This is a genomic window from Paraburkholderia fungorum (assembly GCF_900099835.1).
Lineage (GTDB): Bacteria > Pseudomonadota > Gammaproteobacteria > Burkholderiales > Burkholderiaceae > Paraburkholderia > Paraburkholderia fungorum_A.
In genome coordinates this window covers 2,946,529-2,965,590 of sequence record NZ_FNKP01000001.1, presented here as the reverse complement: position 1 = coordinate 2,965,590, position 19,062 = coordinate 2,946,529, and the positions used below count along the sequence as shown (strand labels likewise).

The 19,062-nt window shown below is 62.2% G+C and carries 17 protein-coding genes; 14 read left to right on the top strand and 3 right to left on the bottom strand.

The window, feature by feature from the left end:
* Positions 1-15 precede the first annotated feature (15 nt).
* The 6 genes from lapB to cysM all read left to right on the top strand — a co-directional run bounded on the left by lapB (position 16) and on the right by cysM (position 6,481).
* Positions 16-1,191 (top strand): lipopolysaccharide assembly protein LapB, encoded by a 1,176-nt coding sequence (gene lapB / locus BLS41_RS13085; RefSeq protein ID WP_074765087.1) that lies wholly within the window; start codon positions 16-18, stop codon positions 1,189-1,191.
* A 176-nt stretch (positions 1,192-1,367) separates the two neighbouring features.
* Positions 1,368-2,771, top strand: a complete 1,404-nt coding sequence (locus BLS41_RS13080; protein WP_074765085.1) for a UDP-glucose dehydrogenase family protein — start codon at positions 1,368-1,370, stop codon at positions 2,769-2,771.
* A complete protein-coding gene (gene rfaE1 / locus BLS41_RS13075) occupies positions 2,737-3,744 on the top strand; it encodes a D-glycero-beta-D-manno-heptose-7-phosphate kinase (RefSeq protein ID WP_074765083.1) in 1,008 nt (335 codons plus the stop codon). Before BLS41_RS13080 ends, rfaE1 begins: the two co-directional genes overlap by 35 nt.
* Before the next feature lie 92 nt (positions 3,745-3,836).
* Complete coding sequence (gene rfaD, locus BLS41_RS13070; protein WP_074765081.1) at positions 3,837-4,829, top strand: ADP-glyceromanno-heptose 6-epimerase; 993 nt, start codon at positions 3,837-3,839, stop codon at positions 4,827-4,829.
* Positions 4,830-4,906: 77 nt separating this feature from the next.
* Positions 4,907-5,281 (top strand): ComEA family DNA-binding protein, encoded by a 375-nt coding sequence (locus BLS41_RS13065; protein ID WP_074765079.1) that lies wholly within the window; start codon positions 4,907-4,909, stop codon positions 5,279-5,281.
* A 297-nt stretch (positions 5,282-5,578) separates the two neighbouring features.
* Positions 5,579-6,481, top strand: coding sequence for a cysteine synthase CysM (gene cysM, locus BLS41_RS13060; protein ID WP_074765077.1), 903 nt, complete (start codon positions 5,579-5,581; stop codon positions 6,479-6,481).
* A 120-nt stretch (positions 6,482-6,601) separates the two neighbouring features.
* Here cysM and mltB read toward each other — a convergent pair whose 3' ends face one another.
* Entirely contained in the window at positions 6,602-7,843 is a 1,242-nt protein-coding gene (mltB, locus tag BLS41_RS13055) for a lytic murein transglycosylase B (RefSeq protein WP_083379966.1), read from the bottom strand.
* A 248-nt stretch (positions 7,844-8,091) separates the two neighbouring features.
* On the opposite strand from mltB, the gene BLS41_RS13050 reads away from it, so the two are divergent.
* Both BLS41_RS13050 and BLS41_RS13045 read left to right on the top strand, forming a co-directional pair.
* Positions 8,092-9,015 carry a histone deacetylase family protein gene (locus tag BLS41_RS13050; protein WP_074765075.1) on the top strand — a complete coding sequence of 308 codons (924 nt, stop codon included), beginning with the start codon at positions 8,092-8,094 and terminating at the stop codon, positions 9,013-9,015.
* A 58-nt stretch (positions 9,016-9,073) separates the two neighbouring features.
* Positions 9,074-9,880: an enoyl-CoA hydratase gene (locus BLS41_RS13045; protein ID WP_074765073.1), complete on the top strand. Its 807-nt coding sequence runs from the start codon at positions 9,074-9,076 to the stop codon at positions 9,878-9,880.
* Between the two features lie 115 nt (positions 9,881-9,995).
* On the opposite strand, the gene BLS41_RS13040 is transcribed toward BLS41_RS13045, so the two are convergent.
* Positions 9,996-10,919, bottom strand: coding sequence for an alpha/beta hydrolase (locus BLS41_RS13040; RefSeq protein ID WP_074765071.1), 924 nt, complete (start codon positions 10,917-10,919; stop codon positions 9,996-9,998).
* Positions 10,920-11,161: 242 nt separating this feature from the next.
* Between BLS41_RS13040 and BLS41_RS13035 the strand changes: the two genes are divergently transcribed.
* From BLS41_RS13035 to BLS41_RS13010, 6 genes are all read left to right on the top strand, one after another.
* The gene (locus BLS41_RS13035) at positions 11,162-12,196 is read left to right on the top strand and encodes a methionine ABC transporter ATP-binding protein (RefSeq protein ID WP_074765069.1); all 1,035 of its coding nucleotides are present in this window, start codon (positions 11,162-11,164) and stop codon (positions 12,194-12,196) included.
* Positions 12,186-12,839 carry a methionine ABC transporter permease gene (locus BLS41_RS13030; protein ID WP_074765067.1) on the top strand — a complete coding sequence of 218 codons (654 nt, stop codon included), beginning with the start codon at positions 12,186-12,188 and terminating at the stop codon, positions 12,837-12,839. The genes BLS41_RS13035 and BLS41_RS13030 overlap by 11 nt, the downstream gene beginning before the upstream one ends.
* A 51-nt stretch (positions 12,840-12,890) precedes the next feature.
* On the top strand, positions 12,891-13,697 hold the full coding sequence (locus tag BLS41_RS13025) for a MetQ/NlpA family ABC transporter substrate-binding protein (protein WP_074765064.1): 807 nt from the start codon (positions 12,891-12,893) through the stop codon (positions 13,695-13,697).
* Between the two features lie 249 nt (positions 13,698-13,946).
* Positions 13,947-14,696 carry an electron transfer flavoprotein subunit beta/FixA family protein gene (locus BLS41_RS13020; protein ID WP_074765062.1) on the top strand — a complete coding sequence of 250 codons (750 nt, stop codon included), beginning with the start codon at positions 13,947-13,949 and terminating at the stop codon, positions 14,694-14,696.
* Between the two features lie 14 nt (positions 14,697-14,710).
* The gene (locus BLS41_RS13015) at positions 14,711-15,646 is read left to right on the top strand and encodes an electron transfer flavoprotein subunit alpha/FixB family protein (RefSeq protein ID WP_074765060.1); all 936 of its coding nucleotides are present in this window, start codon (positions 14,711-14,713) and stop codon (positions 15,644-15,646) included.
* A gap of 118 nt (positions 15,647-15,764) precedes the next feature.
* Positions 15,765-17,555, top strand: a complete 1,791-nt coding sequence (locus BLS41_RS13010; protein WP_074765058.1) for an acyl-CoA dehydrogenase — start codon at positions 15,765-15,767, stop codon at positions 17,553-17,555.
* 126 nt (positions 17,556-17,681) lie between these two features.
* Here the strand turns inward: BLS41_RS13010 and BLS41_RS13005 are convergent, their stop codons facing one another.
* Positions 17,682-18,968, bottom strand: coding sequence for a D-amino acid dehydrogenase (locus tag BLS41_RS13005; RefSeq protein WP_074765056.1), 1,287 nt, complete (start codon positions 18,966-18,968; stop codon positions 17,682-17,684).
* Positions 18,969-19,062 lie beyond the last annotated feature (94 nt).

The following is a 19,062-nucleotide window of genomic DNA, read 5'->3' as shown; positions in this document are numbered from 1 at the left end:
ATTTGCATTAATCGCATGGATCTAGACTTCTGGTGGCTGCTTGTCATACCCGTCGCGTTTGCGTTCGGCTGGATGGCTGCACGCTACGACCTCAAGACGCTGCTGTCCGAAAGCGCCAACCTGCCGCGTTCCTACTTTCGCGGCCTGAATTTCCTGCTCAATGAGCAGCCCGATCAGGCGATCGACGCGTTCATCGAAGTGGTCAAGCTCGACCCCGAAACGGTCGAATTGCATTTCGCGCTAGGCAATCTGTTCCGGCGACGCGGCGAAACCGATCGCGCGATCCGCGTGCATCAGAATCTTCTGAGCCGCGCCGACCTGCCGGTCACCGAGCGCGATCACGCGCTGTACGAGCTGGGTCAGGACTTCCTGAAGGCGGGTCTGCTGGATCGGGCGGAAGAAACGTTCCGCTCGCTCGAAACCGGCGACTACGCGTTGGGCGCACAGCGCGCGCTGCTGACCATCTACGAAATCGAGAAGGACTGGGTGAAGTCGATCGACACCGCCCGTCATCTGGAAACGATGGGTGCCGAATCGCTCGACAAGGAAATTGCGCAATTCCACTGCGAACTCGCGCAGGAAGCGTTGCAGCAGAAAAACCCGGACGAGGCCCGCCGTCAGCTCGGCTTCGCGCTCAAGGCGAATCAGACCAACGTGCGCGCCACGATTCTGTTCGGCGATGTCGACGCAGCCGGTGGGGCGCAGGAAGCGGCCATCGCGCAGTGGCGGCGCGTCGAGGAGCAGAATCCGGCGTACTTGCCGCTCGTCGCCGAGAAGCTGATGAAGGCTTATGAGGCGTTGGGCCGCGCGCAGGAAGGCGCCGATCTGCTGACGACCTGGGTGGACCGTTATCCGACCAATGATCTGCTCGACGTCGCCTATCAGCACGTCGCATCGTTGCGCGGACCCGACGCGGCGCATGCGCTCGCGCGCGCGCAGATGCAGAAGTCGCCGAATCTGGCGGGCATGACGCGTCTGCTCGAAGCACAGCAAGCCGTCGCGGAAGAACCGCGACGCAGCGAACTTGAACTGATGCGAACGCTGATCCGTCAGCGCACCAAAAATCTGCCACGTTATACGTGCCAGAATTGTGGTTTCAGGGCGCGGCTTTTCTACTGGCAATGCCCCGGCTGCAGCGGTTGGGAGACCTACGCTCCCCGCCGCGTCGAACCGATTACGGCATCGAGCTGACCGGGACGGCATGATGACCCCTGCGACCGCGCCGGCGTTGACCCGTGCGGTCGCCGCGCAGCGCCGCATCGCCGTGCCTTGACGAGGCGAGGGCGAGCGCGGCATCGAAGGCGCGGGCGGAATTCGCCACGGGTTCATCATCGGCATCATCACCGAAATCTTCTAGCGGAAAGCGTATGAAAATTACCATCATCGGCACTGGCTATGTGGGCCTCGTTACTGGTGCGTGTCTCGCCGAGATCGGCAATGACGTGTTCTGTCTCGACGTCGATCCGCGCAAGATCGAAATCCTCAACAACGGCGGCGTGCCCATCCACGAGCCGGGCTTGCAGGAAATCATCGCCCGCACGCGCGCGGCTGGCCGCATCACGTTTTCGACCGATATCGAAGCGAGCGTGGCGCACGGCGACGTGCAGTTCATCGCCGTCGGCACCCCGCCCGACGAAGACGGCTCGGCCGATCTGCAATACGTGCTCGAAGCGGCCCGTAACATCGGCCGCACGATGAACGGCTTCAAGGTAATCGTCGACAAGTCGACGGTGCCGGTCGGCACGGCTCAGCGCGTGCGCGCGGTGGTCGAGGAAGAACTGGCCAAACGCGGTCTCGCCAACAGCGAACAGCACCGCTTTTCGGTCGTGTCGAATCCCGAGTTCCTGAAGGAAGGCGCGGCCGTCGACGACTTCATGCGTCCCGACCGCATCGTGCTCGGCGTCGACGAAGACGAAGCCGGTCAGCGCGCGCGCGAAATGATCAAGCGCCTGTATGCGCCGTTCAACCGCAATCACGAACGCACGCTGTATATGGACGTGCGCTCGGCGGAATTCACGAAATACGCCGCGAACGCCATGCTTGCCACACGCATTTCGTTCATGAACGAAATGTCGAATCTGGCGGATCGCGTCGGTGCGGATATCGAATCGGTGCGTCGCGGGATCGGCTCCGACCCGCGTATCGGCTATCACTTTCTGTATGCCGGTTGCGGCTACGGCGGCTCGTGCTTCCCGAAGGACGTGCAGGCGCTGATCCGCACGGCAAGCGAAAGCGGTCATAACCTGCGTATTCTCGAAGCGGTCGAGGAAGTGAACTACAGGCAGAAAGACGTGCTGGTCCAGAAGGTCACGGCCAAACTCGGCGAAGACCTGAGCGGCCGCACATTTGCCGTGTGGGGCCTCGCGTTCAAGCCGAATACCGACGACATGCGCGAAGCGCCGAGCCGTCGCGTGATCGCGGAACTGCTGGCGCGCGGCGCAAGCGTGCGCGCATACGATCCGGTCGCGGTGGACGAAGCGCGCCGCGTGTTCGCGATGGATCTGCATGACGCGCCCGAGCAGCTCGCGCGCCTGACCTTCACGGGCACGCAGGACGAAACGCTCACCGCCGCCGACGCACTGGTGATCGTGACCGAATGGAAAGAATTCAAGAGTCCGGATTTCGTGCATCTGAAATCGGTGCTGAAGTCGCCGCTGATTTTCGACGGCCGCAACCTGTACGAACCGGACGCGATGACCGAACTCGGCATCGACTATCACTCGATTGGACGCCCTTATGCCCAACCCTCTGAACTTCCGGCCAATGCCTGACGCTGTGCCCGCGACTCCGGCATCCACACCGGCACCGGAACTCACGGTAGTGCCGCGCCAGCAACTCGGCGCCGCGCGCGTGCTGGTGGTCGGCGACGTGATGCTCGACCGCTACTGGTTCGGCGATGTAAACCGTATTTCGCCGGAAGCGCCGGTGCCGGTGGTGCATGTGCAGCGTCAGGAAGACCGCCTCGGCGGCGCCGCGAACGTCGCGCGCAATGCGGTCGCGCTGGGCGCTCAGGCTGGGTTGCTCTGCGTGGTCGGTCATGACGAGCCGGGCGAGCGCATCGTGCAACTACTCGACGAGAGTGGGGTCACGCCGCATCTCGAACGCGATCCGGCGTTGCTCACCACGATCAAATTGCGCGTGCTGTCGCGTCAGCAGCAGCTGTTGCGAGTCGATTTCGAGAACTCGCCCGCGCACGAAGTGCTGCTCGCGGGCCTCGCGCGATTCGACGAATTGCTGCCGTCGCACGATGTGATTCTGATGTCCGATTACGCGAAGGGCGGTTTGACGCACGTCACGCAGATGATCGCGAAGGCGCATGCCGCGGGCAAACCGGTGCTGGTCGATCCGAAGGGCGACGACTGGGAGCGCTATCGCGGCGCGACGTTGATCACGCCGAACCGCGCCGAATTGCGCGAAGTGGTCGGTCAGTGGAAATCGGAAGAAGACCTGATCGCGCGCGTGTCGAAGCTGCGTGCCGATCTGCAATTCAAGGCGCTGCTGCTGACGCGTTCGGAAGAGGGCATGACGCTCTTCTCCGACGACGGCATCCTGCACGCATCGGCCGTAGCACGCGAAGTGTATGATGTCTCGGGTGCCGGCGACACCGTGATCGCCACGCTCGCGGCCATGCTGGGCGCGGGTCTCACGCTGGTCGAGGCGGTCGGGCTCGCCAATCGCGCGGCCGGTATCGTGGTCGGCAAACTCGGCACCGCCACCGTCGATTACGACGAACTCTTTCATTGATGCAGCCCGCCGGGTTCCTTCGATATGCGCCGTCCGGCGGCATGAAGAGGGATTCGCGGGGCGTCAGCTGAAACCAATTTAAGCAGGCCATCATGACTCTCATCGTCACCGGCGCGGCCGGTTTTATCGGCAGCAACCTCGTGAAGGCGCTCAACGAGCGCGGCGAACAACGCATCATCGCCGTCGACAACCTCACGCGCGCGGACAAGTTCAAGAATCTGGTCGATTGCGAAATCGACGACTATCTCGACAAGAACGATTTTATCGAGCGGTTCAAACGCGGCGACTTCGGCAAAGTACGCGCGATTTTCCACGAAGGCGCCTGCTCGGACACGATGGAAACCGACGGCCGCTACATGATGGAAAACAACTTCCGCTACAGCCGCGAAGTGCTCGAAGTCTGCCAGACACAGAACATCCAGTTCCTGTACGCGTCGTCGGCGGCAACTTATGGTGGGTCGAGCCGCTTTGTCGAAGAGCGCGAAGTCGAGCAGCCGCTGAACGTGTACGGCTATTCGAAGTTCCTGTTCGACCAGGTGATCCGCCGCGTGCTGCCTACCGCGAAAAACCAGATTGCGGGCTTCCGGTATTTCAACGTGTACGGCCCGCGCGAAACGCATAAGGCGCGCATGGCATCGGTCGCGTTTCACAACTTCAACCAGTTCCGCGCCGAAGGGAAGGTCAAGCTGTTTGGCGAATACAACGGTTATGCAGCAGGCGAGCAGACGCGCGATTTCGTCTCCGTCGAAGATGTCGTGAAGGTCAACCTGTTCTTCTTCGACAACCCGGACAAGTCGGGCATCTTCAACCTCGGCAGCGGCCGCGCGCAGCCGTTCAACGACATTGCGAGCACGGTGGTCAACACGCTGCGCTCGTTGAATAACGAGCCGGCGTTGCCGCTCGCGGAGCAGGTTCAGCGCGGGCTGATCGAATACATTCCGTTCCCCGACGCGTTGCGCGGCAAGTACCAATGCTTCACGCAAGCCGACCAGTCAAAGCTGCGCGCCGCCGGTTATGACGCGCCGTTTCTGAGCGTGCAGGAAGGTGTCGACCGGTACGTGCGTTGGCTGTTCGGCCAGGTGTAAATAATTCGGATACCTCTTTAAACTGGAATCTCCCGGTTGACGATGTTCGCCAACCGGTTGTACGAGGGAGATTCCATATGTTTCGAAAAATTCTGGTTACCGCGGCCATGCTGGCCGCCTTCGGTCACGCGTACGCGGCGGTCGACGTCAACACGGCTAACGAAGATGCGCTGCGCGGCATCAAGGGCATCGGTCCGGCCAAAGCGAAAGCCATTCTCGACGAGCGTACAGCGCATGGTCCGTTCAAGGACCCGGCCGACCTCGGCAAGCGCGTCAAGGGCATGGGCGGGCATACCGTCGAGCGCCTGCAGGCGGAGGGTCTCGCTGTCGGTCCGGCTGGCGCGGCTGCTAACGCGCAGGCTGCGGCGTCTTCACAGGCCAAAGGCACGACTGTTTCGGCCGATGCGTCCAAAGCCAACTCCGCCAACCCCACGGTGGTCGTGAAGAAATAGCGTCGTGCGGGCTGCGTCCGCGGCCCGCTGCCATTTGTTTCCCCCTTCATGGTCGGAGTGAAGCAGCACACTCCTTCAGCTGTCATGCAAATGACTGGCTCCCGCGGTACTCAGCCGCGGGCTTTTTGCGATCCGGTTCCCGTTGAATCTGTCTTCGCGTGTCGACGCGGCGCTCAGCATGGGAGACAAGCGGACTCGTGCATCCATGCGAGCAGCAGGGCCGCCCGGCAACGACGGGCACGGTAGTTTAGAATCGACAGATTGCAGACTCCCCGCAGCGACAGCACCCGAACCGATATGGCTTACAAAACGATTGAAGATACGATCGGCAATACGCCGCTCGTGCAGCTGGTCCGGCTTCCCGACGACGAAATCCGCAGCCGCAATAACGTGATCCTTGCCAAGCTCGAGGGGAACAATCCTGCTGGGTCGGTGAAAGACCGTCCGGCGTTGTCGATGATCAAGAAAGCGGAAGCGCGTGGGCGTATCAAGCCGGGCGACACGCTGATCGAATCGACCAGCGGCAACACCGGTATCGCGCTGGCCATGGCGGCGGCGATCCGTGGCTACAAGATGGTTCTGATCATGCCGGAAGATCTGTCGGTCGAGCGCCGTCAGAGCATGGCCGCCTACGGCGCGCAGATCATCCTGACGCCCGTCACCGGCGGCATGGAATACGCGCGCGACCTCGCCGAGCAGATGCAGCGCGAAGGCAAGGGCATCATCCTCGACCAGTTCGCGAACCCGGATAACCCGGCGGCGCACGTCGAAGGCACGGGTCCGGAAATCTGGCGCGACACGGAAGGGCGCATCACCCACTTCGTTTCGTCGATGGGTACGACCGGCACGATCATGGGCGTGTCCGCTTATCTGAAGACACAGAATCAGGCGATCGAGATCATCGGTGCGCAGCCGGAAGAGGGTTCGCGTATTCCGGGTATCCGCAAATGGCCGGAAGCTTATCTGCCGAAAATTTTCGACCGTAGCCGCGTGGATCGAGTTGAGAACGTGAGCCAGGCGGCTGCTGAGGCAATGGCGCGGCGCATGGCGTCGGTCGAAGGTATCTTTGCTGGCATCTCGTCGGGCGGAGCGTGTGAAGTGGCGCTGCGTATCGCGCGCCAGGTCGAGAATTCGACGATCGTGTTCATTGTTTGCGATCGCGGCGACCGTTATCTGTCCACCGGGGTGTTTCCTGCGTAAGCGTAGGCCGTTCGGTCAGCGTCACGGTAGTCAAATAAAAAGCGCCGGTCAGTTAAAAACTGACCGGCGCTTTTTTTGTACGACTCACGCCTGGGGCGTACCCGGCGCCTACCATTCAAACTATTGCGAAGGCGAAGCCGCGCTCGACGAAGCGCCGTTCCCGTTGCTGATCGCATTCATCGCGTCGCTGGCCTGCATCTGCTGCTTGATACGCTGCCCCAACTGATAAACCGCCAGCGCATAAAAGAAACTGCGGTTATAACGCGTCAATACGTAAAAGTTCTTCAGACCCAGCACGAACTCGGTGCCGCGTCCCGGAGACGGCAGATCCACCACCGTCACCGGCGTGCCCGCTTCGGCCGCGACATCGACATCCGGCTGATTCAGCAGCAAGCCGGCGCGCAGCAATTGCGAGAGCGGCCAACGCGGTTCAGGCTGACCATCGGCGGCAGCTTGCGCAACGCCCAGACTGCCCGCGTCCGAGCCGATTTTCCACACTACCGGCCGACCGCTTTCCCAACCGTTCTGACGCAGATAGTTCGCTACGCTGCCAATCGCATCCGCCTGATTCGTGCGCAGGTCGATCTGTTTGTTGCCGTCATAGCTCACCGCATATTTGACGATGCTGCTCGGCAGGAATTGCGGAATACCGATTGCACCCGTGTACGAACCGAGCACTGTGGTCGGATCGATTTGAGAATCGCGCGTCCAGACCAGGTAGTCTTCGAGATTCTTGCGGAAGGTCGCCTGACGATCTCCGCGATTCGCGGTAGCCGGGTAGTCGAAGCTGAGCGTGGTCAGCGCATCGAGCACGCGGAAGTTGCCCATGAAGCGGCCGTAAATCGTCTCCACCCCCAGAATGCCGACGATCACCTCAGGCGGCACGCCGAACTCCTCGTACGCGCGTTGCAGCGTGGCCTGGTTCGCGCGCCAGAAGCGCACGCCCGCGTTGATTCGCACCGGATCGAGGAAACGCGACTGATAAACACGCCAGTTCTTGACCGTGGGCGACGGCGACGGCGTCACGAGCTTGACCGCGGTCGCCGAATAACTCGCACCGGCAAACAGCGCGTGCAGCGCGGCCGGATCGAAGTCGTAGCGCGCGACCATATCGTCGATGAACACGTTGACGTCGGGATTGTTCGCGTAGCGCTGCGGGATGATCTCTTCTTCGAAAGTTTGCCCTTGCTGCGCGGCCGGTTGCGGCTGGCCTTGCGCAACCAGCACCGGCGGTTTCTTGCCGACGCTTTGCGCGACAGCCGGACTGGTTGCCATGAACATGCACGATGCAACGGACAATGCGGTGGCCAGCGTGCTGATGCGTAGCCGGTTTCGTGCGGACAGAGCAAGCTTGACGGTCATAGTGTGCAAAGAGGCAGAGCGAAAGAGACGGGAAAAAGGTTCGGGGCAGTATACCCGACGCCTTCTGCAAAACCGCGTCTAACACTGCGGGAAAGTCCCAGCGGCGGTGCCGCATTGCCATCGCATCGCAGCCACGTTCGGCGCGACGTCGTGTGGTAACTTGATAAATGTTGGCGCGCCGAGGGCGCGCTCCCCTGGATGGAGACACGCAGCGCGCGCTTCGAACGCGCGGCGCCGCAGAAGAAAACATGGCAACAGGTTTTTATTCCCACGCCGATTGTCTGCTGCACGACATGGGGCAATGGCATCCCGAATGTCCCGCGCGTCTGCAGGCCATCGAAGATCAACTGATCGCAAGCCGCATCGACTCGCTGATCGAGCGCGAGTCGCCGCCGCTCGCCGACGAAGCCGCGCTGCTCCGCGTGCATACGCAGGCGCATGTCGATTACATCCGCAGCCGTTCGCCCACTGAGGGCATCGCCGAGATCGATCCCGATACGACGATGAATCCGCATACCTGGCAGGCTGCGTTGCGCGCGGCGGGCGCGGCCGTGGCGGCGACGGACGCGGTGATCGAAGGCCGTTACGACAACGCCTTTTGCAGCGTGCGCCCGCCTGGTCATCATGCCGAGCCGGCTCGCGCGATGGGCTTCTGCTTCTTCAACAACGTCGCGATTGCCGCGCGTCACGCGCTCGACGTGCACGGCATGCAGCGCGTCGCGATCATCGACTTCGACGTGCATCACGGCAACGGCACCGAAGCGGCATTTTCGGGCGACCCGCGGGTGTTGATGTGCAGCATCTTCCAGCATCCGTTCTATCCGTTTACCGGTGCCGACAACCAGGCGCCGAACATGTGCAACGTACCTATGCCGGCGCGCTCGAAAGGCATGGCCGTGCGTGAGGCGATCGACATGCTGTGGCTGCCGCGTCTGCATGACTTCAAGCCGGAGATGCTGTTCATCTCGGCGGGCTTCGACGCGCATCGCGAAGACGACCTCGGCAACATGGGTCTCGTCGAAGACGATTACGCGTGGATCACCGATCAGATGCGCGAGATCGCGAAACGCTATGCGCGCGGGCGGATCGTCAGTTGCCTGGAGGGCGGATATAACCTGTCGGCGCTCGGGCGCAGCGTGGTCGCGCACGTGCGGTCGCTGGCGGGAATCTGAGCCGGCGTGCGCGCCGCGGGGTCGGGGCAAACGTAATGAGAGCAAAGAGGAGCCAGCCATGAACGCTAACGACGCACGCAACGCCTCGCTGGTCGAGGTCGAACACGACGCGTACGGCGTCAAGGGCGTCGTGAGTCTGACGATGAACCGGCCCGACGCTTTCAACGCGTTATCCGAAGCATTGCTCGACGCGTTGCAAAACGCGTTGAACGGAATCGCGCAATCCAGCGACGCGCGTGTGGTCGTGATCGCCGCAGCGGGCCGTGCGTTCTGTGCGGGACACGATCTGAAGGAGATGCGCGCGGCGCCGTCGCTGGCTTATTACCAGGCGCTATTCGCCCGCTGCACGAAACTGATGCTGACGATCCAGCGGATGCCGCAACCGGTGATCGCAAGAGTGCAGGGCATTGCGACGGCGGCGGGCTGTCAACTGGTCGCGATGTGCGATCTGGCGGTCGCGGCGGATACTGCGCGTTTTGCCGTGTCCGGTGTGAACCTTGGGCTGTTTTGCGCGACGCCTTCGGTGCCGTTGTCGCGCAATCTGTCGCGCAAGGCGGCGCTTGAAATGCTGCTGACCGGCGATTTCATCGATGCCACCCAAGCGAAGCAGCAAGGCCTCGTGAACCGCGTCGTTCCGTCAGATGCGCTGGATACGGAGTTGGCCAGGCTCGCCGCCAGCATCTGCGCGAAACCCGTCGAGGCGGTGAGCGCGGGCAAGGGGCTGTTCTACCGTCAGCTCGAGATGGGGATTGAAGCGGCGTATCAACTCGCCGGTCAAACGATGGCCTGCAACATGATGGACGACTCGGCGCTGGAAGGCGTGCAGGCGTTTATCGACAAGCGGGCGCCGGACTGGAAGCGCTAAGCGCTTCTGCTATCGCGTGCTGCGTCACGCAAGCGCGACGGTCGTGACTATCGTGACCATCGCCCCCGGGCAGCAGCCATTGCGCTCGATTCCGTTGCCCAAGAGCTAGCGTCCCTCACGCCCGAACCAGCCGCCTCTCGATCCAGTCGATCAACCCACCGATCACCCGGTCCCGATCCATATCGTTCATCGTCTCGTGATAACTGCCTTCGTGCAGCGTGAGCGTCTTGTCGGGCGACCCCGCATGCTCGCCGAATTCGCGGCTGCCTTCGGGCTCGGTGAGTTTGTCCTCGGTGCCGTGAAACACGAGCAGCGGTATGCGCAGCGCTGCACGTCCACGTTCGATGCGCGCCATCGCCAGCAGCAACTCCGCGCCCGTGCGCGCCGGAATCGCGCCGTGATGCACGAGCGGATCGTTGCGATTGGCGTTCACCACCGGCTGAAGACGCGACAGCAACGCGGCGTCGATTTTCATCGCCGGAAAGCCGGGGTAGAGGCGGCTGATCACGTGACTCAACTTGAGCATCCAGCCCGGCACGTCGCGTCCGGGCGCAAGCGCCGGGCTCGACAGGATCAGGCCGTTCAGGCGGCGGCCCGTCGCTTCGAGCCGGTCGATTGCGTAGAGCGCGGCGACCGCGCCACCCATGCTGTGTCCCATCAGAAAGAGCGGGACGCAACTTTGCGCGGCCTCGTCGAGCAGAGCCTGGGCGTCCAGCAGATAGTCGTCGAAACGCTTCACATACGCCCGCTTGCCGGGCGCATGGCCGTGACCGCGCAGATCGATGGCGACCAGCTCGATGCCGACCGCGTTCAGCCTTGCGGCCAGCGCCGCATATCGTCCGGCGTGCTCGGCCAGGCCGTGCACCAGCGCGACCGTGGCGCGCGTCTGCCCGATGGCCGGCCAGCGATACAGCGGCAGGTCGACGCCGTCGGCGGTCGTCACCGAGGAGCGCGGCAGCACGGCGGTGTTGCGGCCCACGTTGACGCCGCTCGTGCGCGCATCGCCGTTGCTGCCTGAGCTATTTCGAGATGTCTCCATGATCACGGCGTATCCTGATTTTTTGGGTGGCCCGATCATAGTCGCAGTCGCGCCCGATGCGCGAACATCTCGCGTTTAACCTCCCTCTAATGCTCACAGGTTATGAAAAGATCGGAATTGATTATTAAAGGGAATGTCGGCGCTGCGGTAGAATTGCCGCCTCAAATCCCAATAAAAGCAACGGCGGCCGCTTGTCGGGAGCGTACAACGCTCGCGGACAGTCTCCGCCGTTTCGTTTTTCCATGATCGAAATACGCAATGTTTCCCAGCGCTTCGCTGGGCCCCGGGGCTGGGTCGAGGCGCTGCACAACGTCAATCTGTCGATCCCGGCGGGCGAGGTGTTCGGCATCATTGGCCGCAGCGGTGCGGGCAAAAGTACGCTCGTGCGCACCATCAACCTGCTGACACGCCCGTCCGAAGGCAATATCGTCGTCAACGGACGCGATCTGACCACGCTGCCCGCCGCGCAATTGCGCGAAGCGCGCCGCGAGATCGGCATGATCTTCCAGCACTTCAATTTGCTGTCGTCGCGTACCGTGTACGAGAACGTCGCGTTGCCGCTCGAACTTGCCGGCATGAAGCGCGATGAAATCGAGGCGAACGTGCTGCCGCTGCTCGACCTGGTCGGTCTGTCGGCGCAGAAAGACCGTTATCCGGCGCAGATCAGCGGCGGCCAGAAGCAGCGCGTCGGCATTGCGCGCGCGCTCGCGAGCAAGCCGAAAGTGCTGCTCTCCGACGAGGCGACGTCCGCGCTCGACCCCGAAACCACCCGGGCGATTCTCGACCTGCTCAAGCGCATCAACCGCGAACTGAACCTGACGATCGTGCTGATCACGCACCAGATGGACGTGATCAAGCAGGTCTGCGATCGCGTGGCCGTGCTGGACGCGGGGCGTGTGGTCGAAGAGGGCAAGGTGATCGACGTGTTCCTGCAGCCGCATCACGAAGTCACGCGCGCGCTGATCGGCGACGTGATCGCGCAGGCGCTTCCGCCTGCGATGAAAGCGCGCGTCGCCGAACGTCTGAAGACGGGCAGCGGCCACCTGCTGCGCCTCGCGTTCACCGGTTCGGGTGTCGATCAGCCGATTTTGTCGGAAACGATTCGCCGCTACGAACTCGACTTCAACATCCTGCACGGCCAGATCGACGAGATCCAGGGGCAGGCGTTCGGCTCGCTCGCGGTGCTCGCGGGCGGCGAACCGACGAAGGTGGCGCAGGCGCTGACGTATCTGCGTGAACAGGGTGTGGTGGTGGAGGAGCTTTCGCATGTTGAGTGAAATGTTCGATATGTTCGTCCAGTCGTTCTGGGAAACGCTCGTGATGGTGGGCATTTCCGGACTGGTCGGCGCGGTGGTGGGCTTGCCGCTCGGCGTGTTGCTGTATCTGACCGACCGTCAGGGTGTGCTGGAAAACGTCGCGCTGAATCGCGTGATGGGCGTGGTCGTCAACGCGGTCCGTTCGACGCCGTTCATCATCCTGCTGGTCGCGGTGATTCCGTTCACGCGTCTGGTGGTGGGTTCGTCGATCGGGACGGCGGCTGCGGTCGTGCCGCTGACCATCGCCGCCGCGCCGTTCATCGCGCGGCTGGTCGAAACCGCGCTGCGCGAAGTGGATCGCGGGCTGATCGAAGCCGCGCAGGCAATGGGCGCGACCACCAGCCAGATTGTCTTCAAGGTGCTGTTGCCGGAATCGCTGCCGGGCGTCGTCGCCGGGTTGACGATCACGTTCGTGTCGCTGGTCGGCTATTCGGCGATGGCGGGTGCGATCGGCGGCGGCGGGCTGGGCGATCTCGGCATCCGCTACGGTTATCAGCGTTTCCTGCCGGAAGTGATGCTGACCGTCGTCGTGATCCTGATCGTGTTCGTGCAACTCGTGCAGTCGTTCGGGGACTGGCTCGTGCGTCGTCTGAGCCATAAATAAATCAACAAGGGTTATCGGAACCCGCTAAAGAGCCACTCAGAAAGGTCCATCATGCAACGTCGTTTCATCCTCAAGCTGGCGGCTGCGCTGTTCACCACGTTCGGCGCCGCGTCGCTGTTCGCGACGGCAGCCCACGCCGACGACACGATCAAGGTCGGTGTCACCGGCGGTCCCCACGCGCAGATCATGGAAGTCGTGAAGACGGTCGCGGCGAAGAACGGGCTGAACATCAAGATCATCGAGTTCTCCGACTACGTGCAGCCGAACGCGGCGCTTGCCGGCGGCGATCTCGACGCGAACAGCTATCAGCACGACCCGTACTTGCAGGCGCAGGTCAAGGATCGCGGCTACAAGCTGATCCGTATCGCGGATACCGTCACGTACCCGATGGGCGTCTATTCGAAGAAAGTGAAGACGCTCGCGGAATTGCAGCCGGGCGCGAAAATCGCGGTGCCGAACGATCCGACCAACGGCGGCCGCGCTCTGTTGCTACTGCAAAAGCTCGGCCTGCTCAAGCTGCGCGCCGACGCCGGTCTGAAGGCGACGCCGCTCGACATCGTCGATAACCCGAAGAAGCTGAAGATCGTCGAACTCGACGCCGCGCAGATTCCGCGCTCGCTGAACGATGTGGACGCCGCCGCCATCAACACGAACTTTGCGATGGAAGCGGGTCTGAAGCCGAAGCAGGACGCGATCGCGATCGAAGACCCGAAGGGCCCGTACGTGAACATCATCGCGATCCGCGAAGCCGACCGGAACAAGCCGTGGGTGGCCAAACTGGTCGCGGCGTATCATTCGCCCGAAGTGAAGCAGTTTATCGACACGAAGTTCGGCGGCTCGGTGATCACCGCCTGGTAGGCCGCCGGCTTACCGACGCAGCAACAGACACAGCAAGACAAGACGGCAATGCGAAATTAGAGTCATAAGTCGGGACCCGGGGTTGTCGCCCGGGTTTTTTCGAGATTAAAATAGAACGATCGTTCGATATTGCCGTCACGCCACTGAGGAGCGATATCCTCCTGCTAAAGCGCCCGCGAGAAGGCTGTCATAAGGGCAGTCGTTATAATGTTCGTTGGGTTGACGTATTCGTAACTTTGGAGCGTGTGCATGAAAATCCTGGTGCCAGTCAAGAGAGTGGTCGATTACAACGTGAAAGTCCGTGTGAAATCGGACGGCACGGGTGTCGATATCGCGAACGTGAAAATGTCGATGAATCCGTTCGACGAAATCGCCGTTGAAGAAGCCGTGCGCCTGAAAGAAGCGGGCGTCGCGACCGAAGTGATCGCCGTGTCCGCAGGCGTCGCGCAATCGCAGGAAACGCTGCGCACCGCGCTGGCGATCGGCGCGGATCGCGCGATTCTGATCGAATCGACTGAAGAACTGCAGCCGCTGGCTGTCGCGAAGCTGCTGAAGGCGCTGGTCGACAAGGAACAGCCGCAACTGATCATCCTCGGCAAGCAGGCGATCGACGACGATTCGAACCAGACCGGCCAGATGCTCGCCGCGCTGGCGAATCTGCCGCAAGCGACGTTCGCGTCGAAGGTGGTCGTCGCCGACGGCAAAGCGACGGTGTCGCGCGAAGTCGACGGCGGTGCTGAAACGCTGTCGCTGACGCTGCCGGCCGTGGTCACGACCGATCTGCGCCTGAACGAGCCGCGCTATGTGACGCTGCCGAACATCATGAAGGCGAAGAAAAAGCCGCTGGAAACGATCAAGCCCGAAGACCTCGGCGTTGACGTTGCGCCGCGCCTGAAGACGCTGAAAGTCGCCGAGCCGCCGAAGCGCTCTGCCGGTGTGAAAGTGCCGGACGTGAAGACGCTGGTCGAGAAGCTGAAGACCGAAGCCAAGGTGCTGTGAGGGAGACTGACGAAATGACGAATCTGGTAATTGCAGAACACGACAACGCGTCGATCAAGGCCGCGACGCTGAACACGATTGCAGCGGCGCAGAAAATCGGCGGCGACATTCACGTGCTGGTGGCAGGGCACAACGCGCAAGCCGCTGCTGATGCGGCGGCGAAGATCGCTGGCGTGAGCAAGGTGTTGCTGGCCGACGCGCCGCAACTCGAAGCGGGTCTCGCGGAAAACGTCGAAGCGACCGTGCTGAACATCGCGAAGGACTACACGCACATCCTCGCACCGGCTACCGCTTACGGTAAGAACATCGCGCCGCGTATCGCCGCGAAGCTCGACGTCGCGCAGATCAGCGACATCACCGCCGTCGATTCCGCCGACACGTTCGAGCGTCCGATCTACGCGGGCAACGCGATTGCAACGGTGCAATCGGCTGATCCGATCAAGGTCATCACGGTTCGCTCGACCGGTTTCGACGCCGTCGCAGCCGAAGGCGGCAGCGCAGCGGTCGAGAAGATCGAAGCGGCAGCCGACAGCGGCATCTCGCAATTCGTCAGCCGCGAAGTGACGAAGCTGGACCGTCCGGAACTGACGTCGGCGAAGATCATCGTGTCGGGTGGCCGCGGTCTGGGCAACGGCGAAAACTACACGCAGGTTCTCGAACCGCTGGCCGACAAGCTGAACGCGGCGCTCGGCGCATCGCGTGCGGCGGTCGATGCAGGCTTCGTGCCGAACGACTATCAAGTCGGCCAGACCGGCAAGATCGTCGCGCCGCAACTGTACGTCGCGGTCGGCATCTCGGGTGCGATCCAGCATCTGGCCGGGATGAAAGACTCGAAGGTCATCGTCGCGATCAACAAGGACCCGGAAGCGCCGATTTTCAGCGTCGCCGATTACGGTCTCGTGGGCGATCTGTTCACGGTCGTGCCGGAACTGGTTAGCGAACTCGGCTAATTATCGCGGCATCATCGCGCCGTAGCGTCGGGTAAAAGGCGTCTGGCAGCACACGAAGGGCGCAGGACCGATCAAGTCCAGCGCCCTTTTTTTATATCAAGGCAGGAGGAGAACTGAAATGAGCTATACGGCGCCCATCAAGGACATGCTGTTCGTGATGAAAGAACTGGCCGGTCTCGAAGAGATCGCGACGCTGCCAGGTTTCGAAGACGCGAACCTGGACACGGCGCAGGCCGTGCTCGAAGAATCGGCAAAGCTGTGCGGTGAAGTGCTGGCGCCGTTGAACGTCGAAGGCGATCGCAATCCGAGTAGCTGGAAGGATGGCGTGGTCATGGCAACGCCCGGCTTCAAGGAAGCGTTCCGGCAATTCTCCGAAGGCGGCTGGCAAGGCGTGCAGCATCCGCTCGACTACGAAGGCCAGGGTCTGCCGAAGTTGATCGGCACGCCTTGCGTCGAAATGCTCAACGCGTCGAATCTGTCGTTCGCGCTGTGTCCGCTGCTGACCGACGGCGCGATCGAGGCGTTGCTCACCGCCGGCACCGAAGCGCAAAAGCAGACCTACGTGCCCAAGCTGATTTCCGGCGAATGGACCGGTACGATGAACCTCACCGAGCCGCAAGCCGGCTCCGATCTCGCGCTGGTACGCACACGTGCCGAGCCGCAGGGCGATGGTTCGTTCAAGCTGTTCGGCACGAAGATTTTCATCACGTGGGGCGAGCACGATATGGCGAAGAACATCGCCCATCTCGTGCTGGCGCGCACGCCCAATGCGCCCGAAGGCGTCAAGGGTATTTCGCTGTTCATCGTGCCGAAGTTTCTGATCAACGAAGACGGGTCGCTCGGCGAGCGTAACGACGTGCATTGCGTGTCGATCGAACACAAGCTCGGCATCAAGGCGAGCCCGACGGCGGTGCTGCAATTCGGAGATCACGGCGGCGCGATCGGTCATCTGATCGGCGAAGAAAATCGTGGTCTCGAATACATGTTCATCATGATGAACGCCGCGCGTTTCGCGGTGGGCATGCAGGGCGTCGGCGTGTCGGACCGCGCTTACCAGCACGCGGTGGCGTACGCGAAAGACCGCGTGCAGAGCCGTCCGGTGGACGGATCGGCGAAACAGTCGGTGGCGATCATCCAGCATCCGGACGTGCGTCGCATGCTCGCGACGATGCGCTCGCTGACCGAGGCGTCGCGCGCGCTGGCGTATGTGGCCGCAGCGCATTGCGACATTGCACATCGACACGCGGACGAAGCGACCCGCGCCGAGCATCAGGCGATCTACGAATATCTCGTGCCGATCGTGAAGGGCTGGAGCACGGAGTTGTCGATCGACGTCACGAGTCTTGGCGTGCAGGTGCATGGCGGCATGGGCTTCATCGAAGAAACGGGCGCCGCGCAGTATTACCGCGACGCCCGCATTCTGCCGATCTACGAAGGCACGACGGCGATTCAGGCGAACGACCTGATCGGCCGGAAGACCTTGCGCGACGGCGGCAAGGTGGCGAAGGCGCTGCTCGCTGGTGTTGCCGCAACCGTCGAAGCGTTAGGTGCGCAACAGGGCGCCGCGTTTGAGTCGATGAAGAAATATCTGGCGCAAGGCCACGATTCGCTGAGCGCCGTGGTCGATTTCGTCGTGGCCAACACGAAGACAGATCCGAACGCGGTGTTTGCGGGCAGTGTGCCGTATCTGAAACTGGCGGGCGTCGTGCTGGGCGGCTGGCAGATGGCGCGTGCGTTGCTCGTGGCCGCTCAGAAGCGCGATGAAGATCCTTCGTTTTATGGCGCGAAGATCGCGACCGCGCAGTTCTACGCGGAGCATGTGTTGCCGCAGGCGTCGGCGCTGGAGGCGTCGATTGTCAGCGCGAAGGGCGGCGAGAGCGTGCTGGCTTTGTCGGACGATCAATTCTGATTTTTCAGCGATTGCGGCCGGAGGTTTCGACCTTGGCTTAAGCTGAACTTGGCTTGGAAACGAAAACGGCGCCTCGAATATTCGAGGCGCCGTTTTTTATTACGACGATTCCGGTGTCAGTTGCTTTCAGGCATAAGCCGGGCGGTGCGCACCGCCGGTCTCGCCAAGGTAGCGATGCACCGACAGATCATCCGCCTTGATCGCTGGCTGCTTGCCTGACATCACGTCGGCCAGCAACTGGCCCGAACCGCACGACATGGTCCAGCCGAGCGTGCCGTGACCTGTGTTCAGGAACAGGTTCGACACTGGCGTGCGGCCCACGATCGGCGTGCCGTCCGGCGTCATCGGGCGCAAACCGGTCCAGAACGTGGCCTTCGACGTATCGCCGCCACCGGGGAACAGATCGTTCACGCACAGTTCCAGCGTGTCGCGGCGCGCCTGGCGCAACGACTTGTCGAAGCCAACGATCTCCGCCATGCCGCCCACACGAATGCGGTCGTCAAAACGCGTGATCGCGATCTTGTACGTTTCGTCGAGCACCGTCGACACAGGCGCCGCTGCTTCGTTGACGATCGGCGCAGTGATCGAATAACCCTTCAGCGGATAAACCGGAATCTTCACGAGGCCAGACAGAAACTTCGTCGAATACGAACCGAGCGCGACCACGAACGAATCCGCACGAATCAGATCCGCGCCGCATTGCACGCCGGCGATACGGTCGCCCGCCATCGCGAGCGAGTCGATCGGCGTGTTGTAGCGGAATTTGACGCCCAATTCTTCGGCTAATGCCGCGAGGCGCGTGGTGAACATCTGGCAGTCGCCAGTTTCGTCGCACGGCAGACGCAGGCCGCCAGTCAGCTTGTGCGACACCGCCGCAAGCGCCGGTTCAGCCTGAGCAAGCTCAGACGGCGACAACAACTCGTAGGGCACATTGGCCTCCTTCAACACGGCGATATCTTTTGCCGCGCCGTCGAATTGCTGTTGGGTACGAAACACCTGAAGCGTGCCGCCCGTGCGCCCTTCGTATTGAATGCCCGTCTCCGCGCGCAATGCCTGCAGACAGTCGCGGCTGTATTCCGCGAGGCGCACCATCCGGCCCTTGTTCACCGCATAGCGCGACGACGTGCAGTTCTGCAGCATCTGCCACATCCACTGCAACTGGAATTGCGTGCCGTCGAGTCGGATCGCGAGCGGCGCGTGTTTCTGGAACATCCACTTGACGGCCTTCAGCGGCACGCCGGGGGCGGCCCAAGGCGACGCGTAGCCCGGCGAAATCTGACCGGCGTTCGCGAAACTGGTTTCGAGCGCCGGACCGGCTTCCCGGTCGATCACGGTCACTTCATGGCCAGCGCGGGCCAGGTAATACGCGCTCGTGACTCCGACAACGCCACTGCCCAAGACGACGACTCGCATAGCTGCTCCAGGTATTCAAGAAAGTTTGAAGGGCAATACGCTCGTCGATTCGTTGGAATTTTCCGACTCACGTCGATTCACGAGGTATAACGCG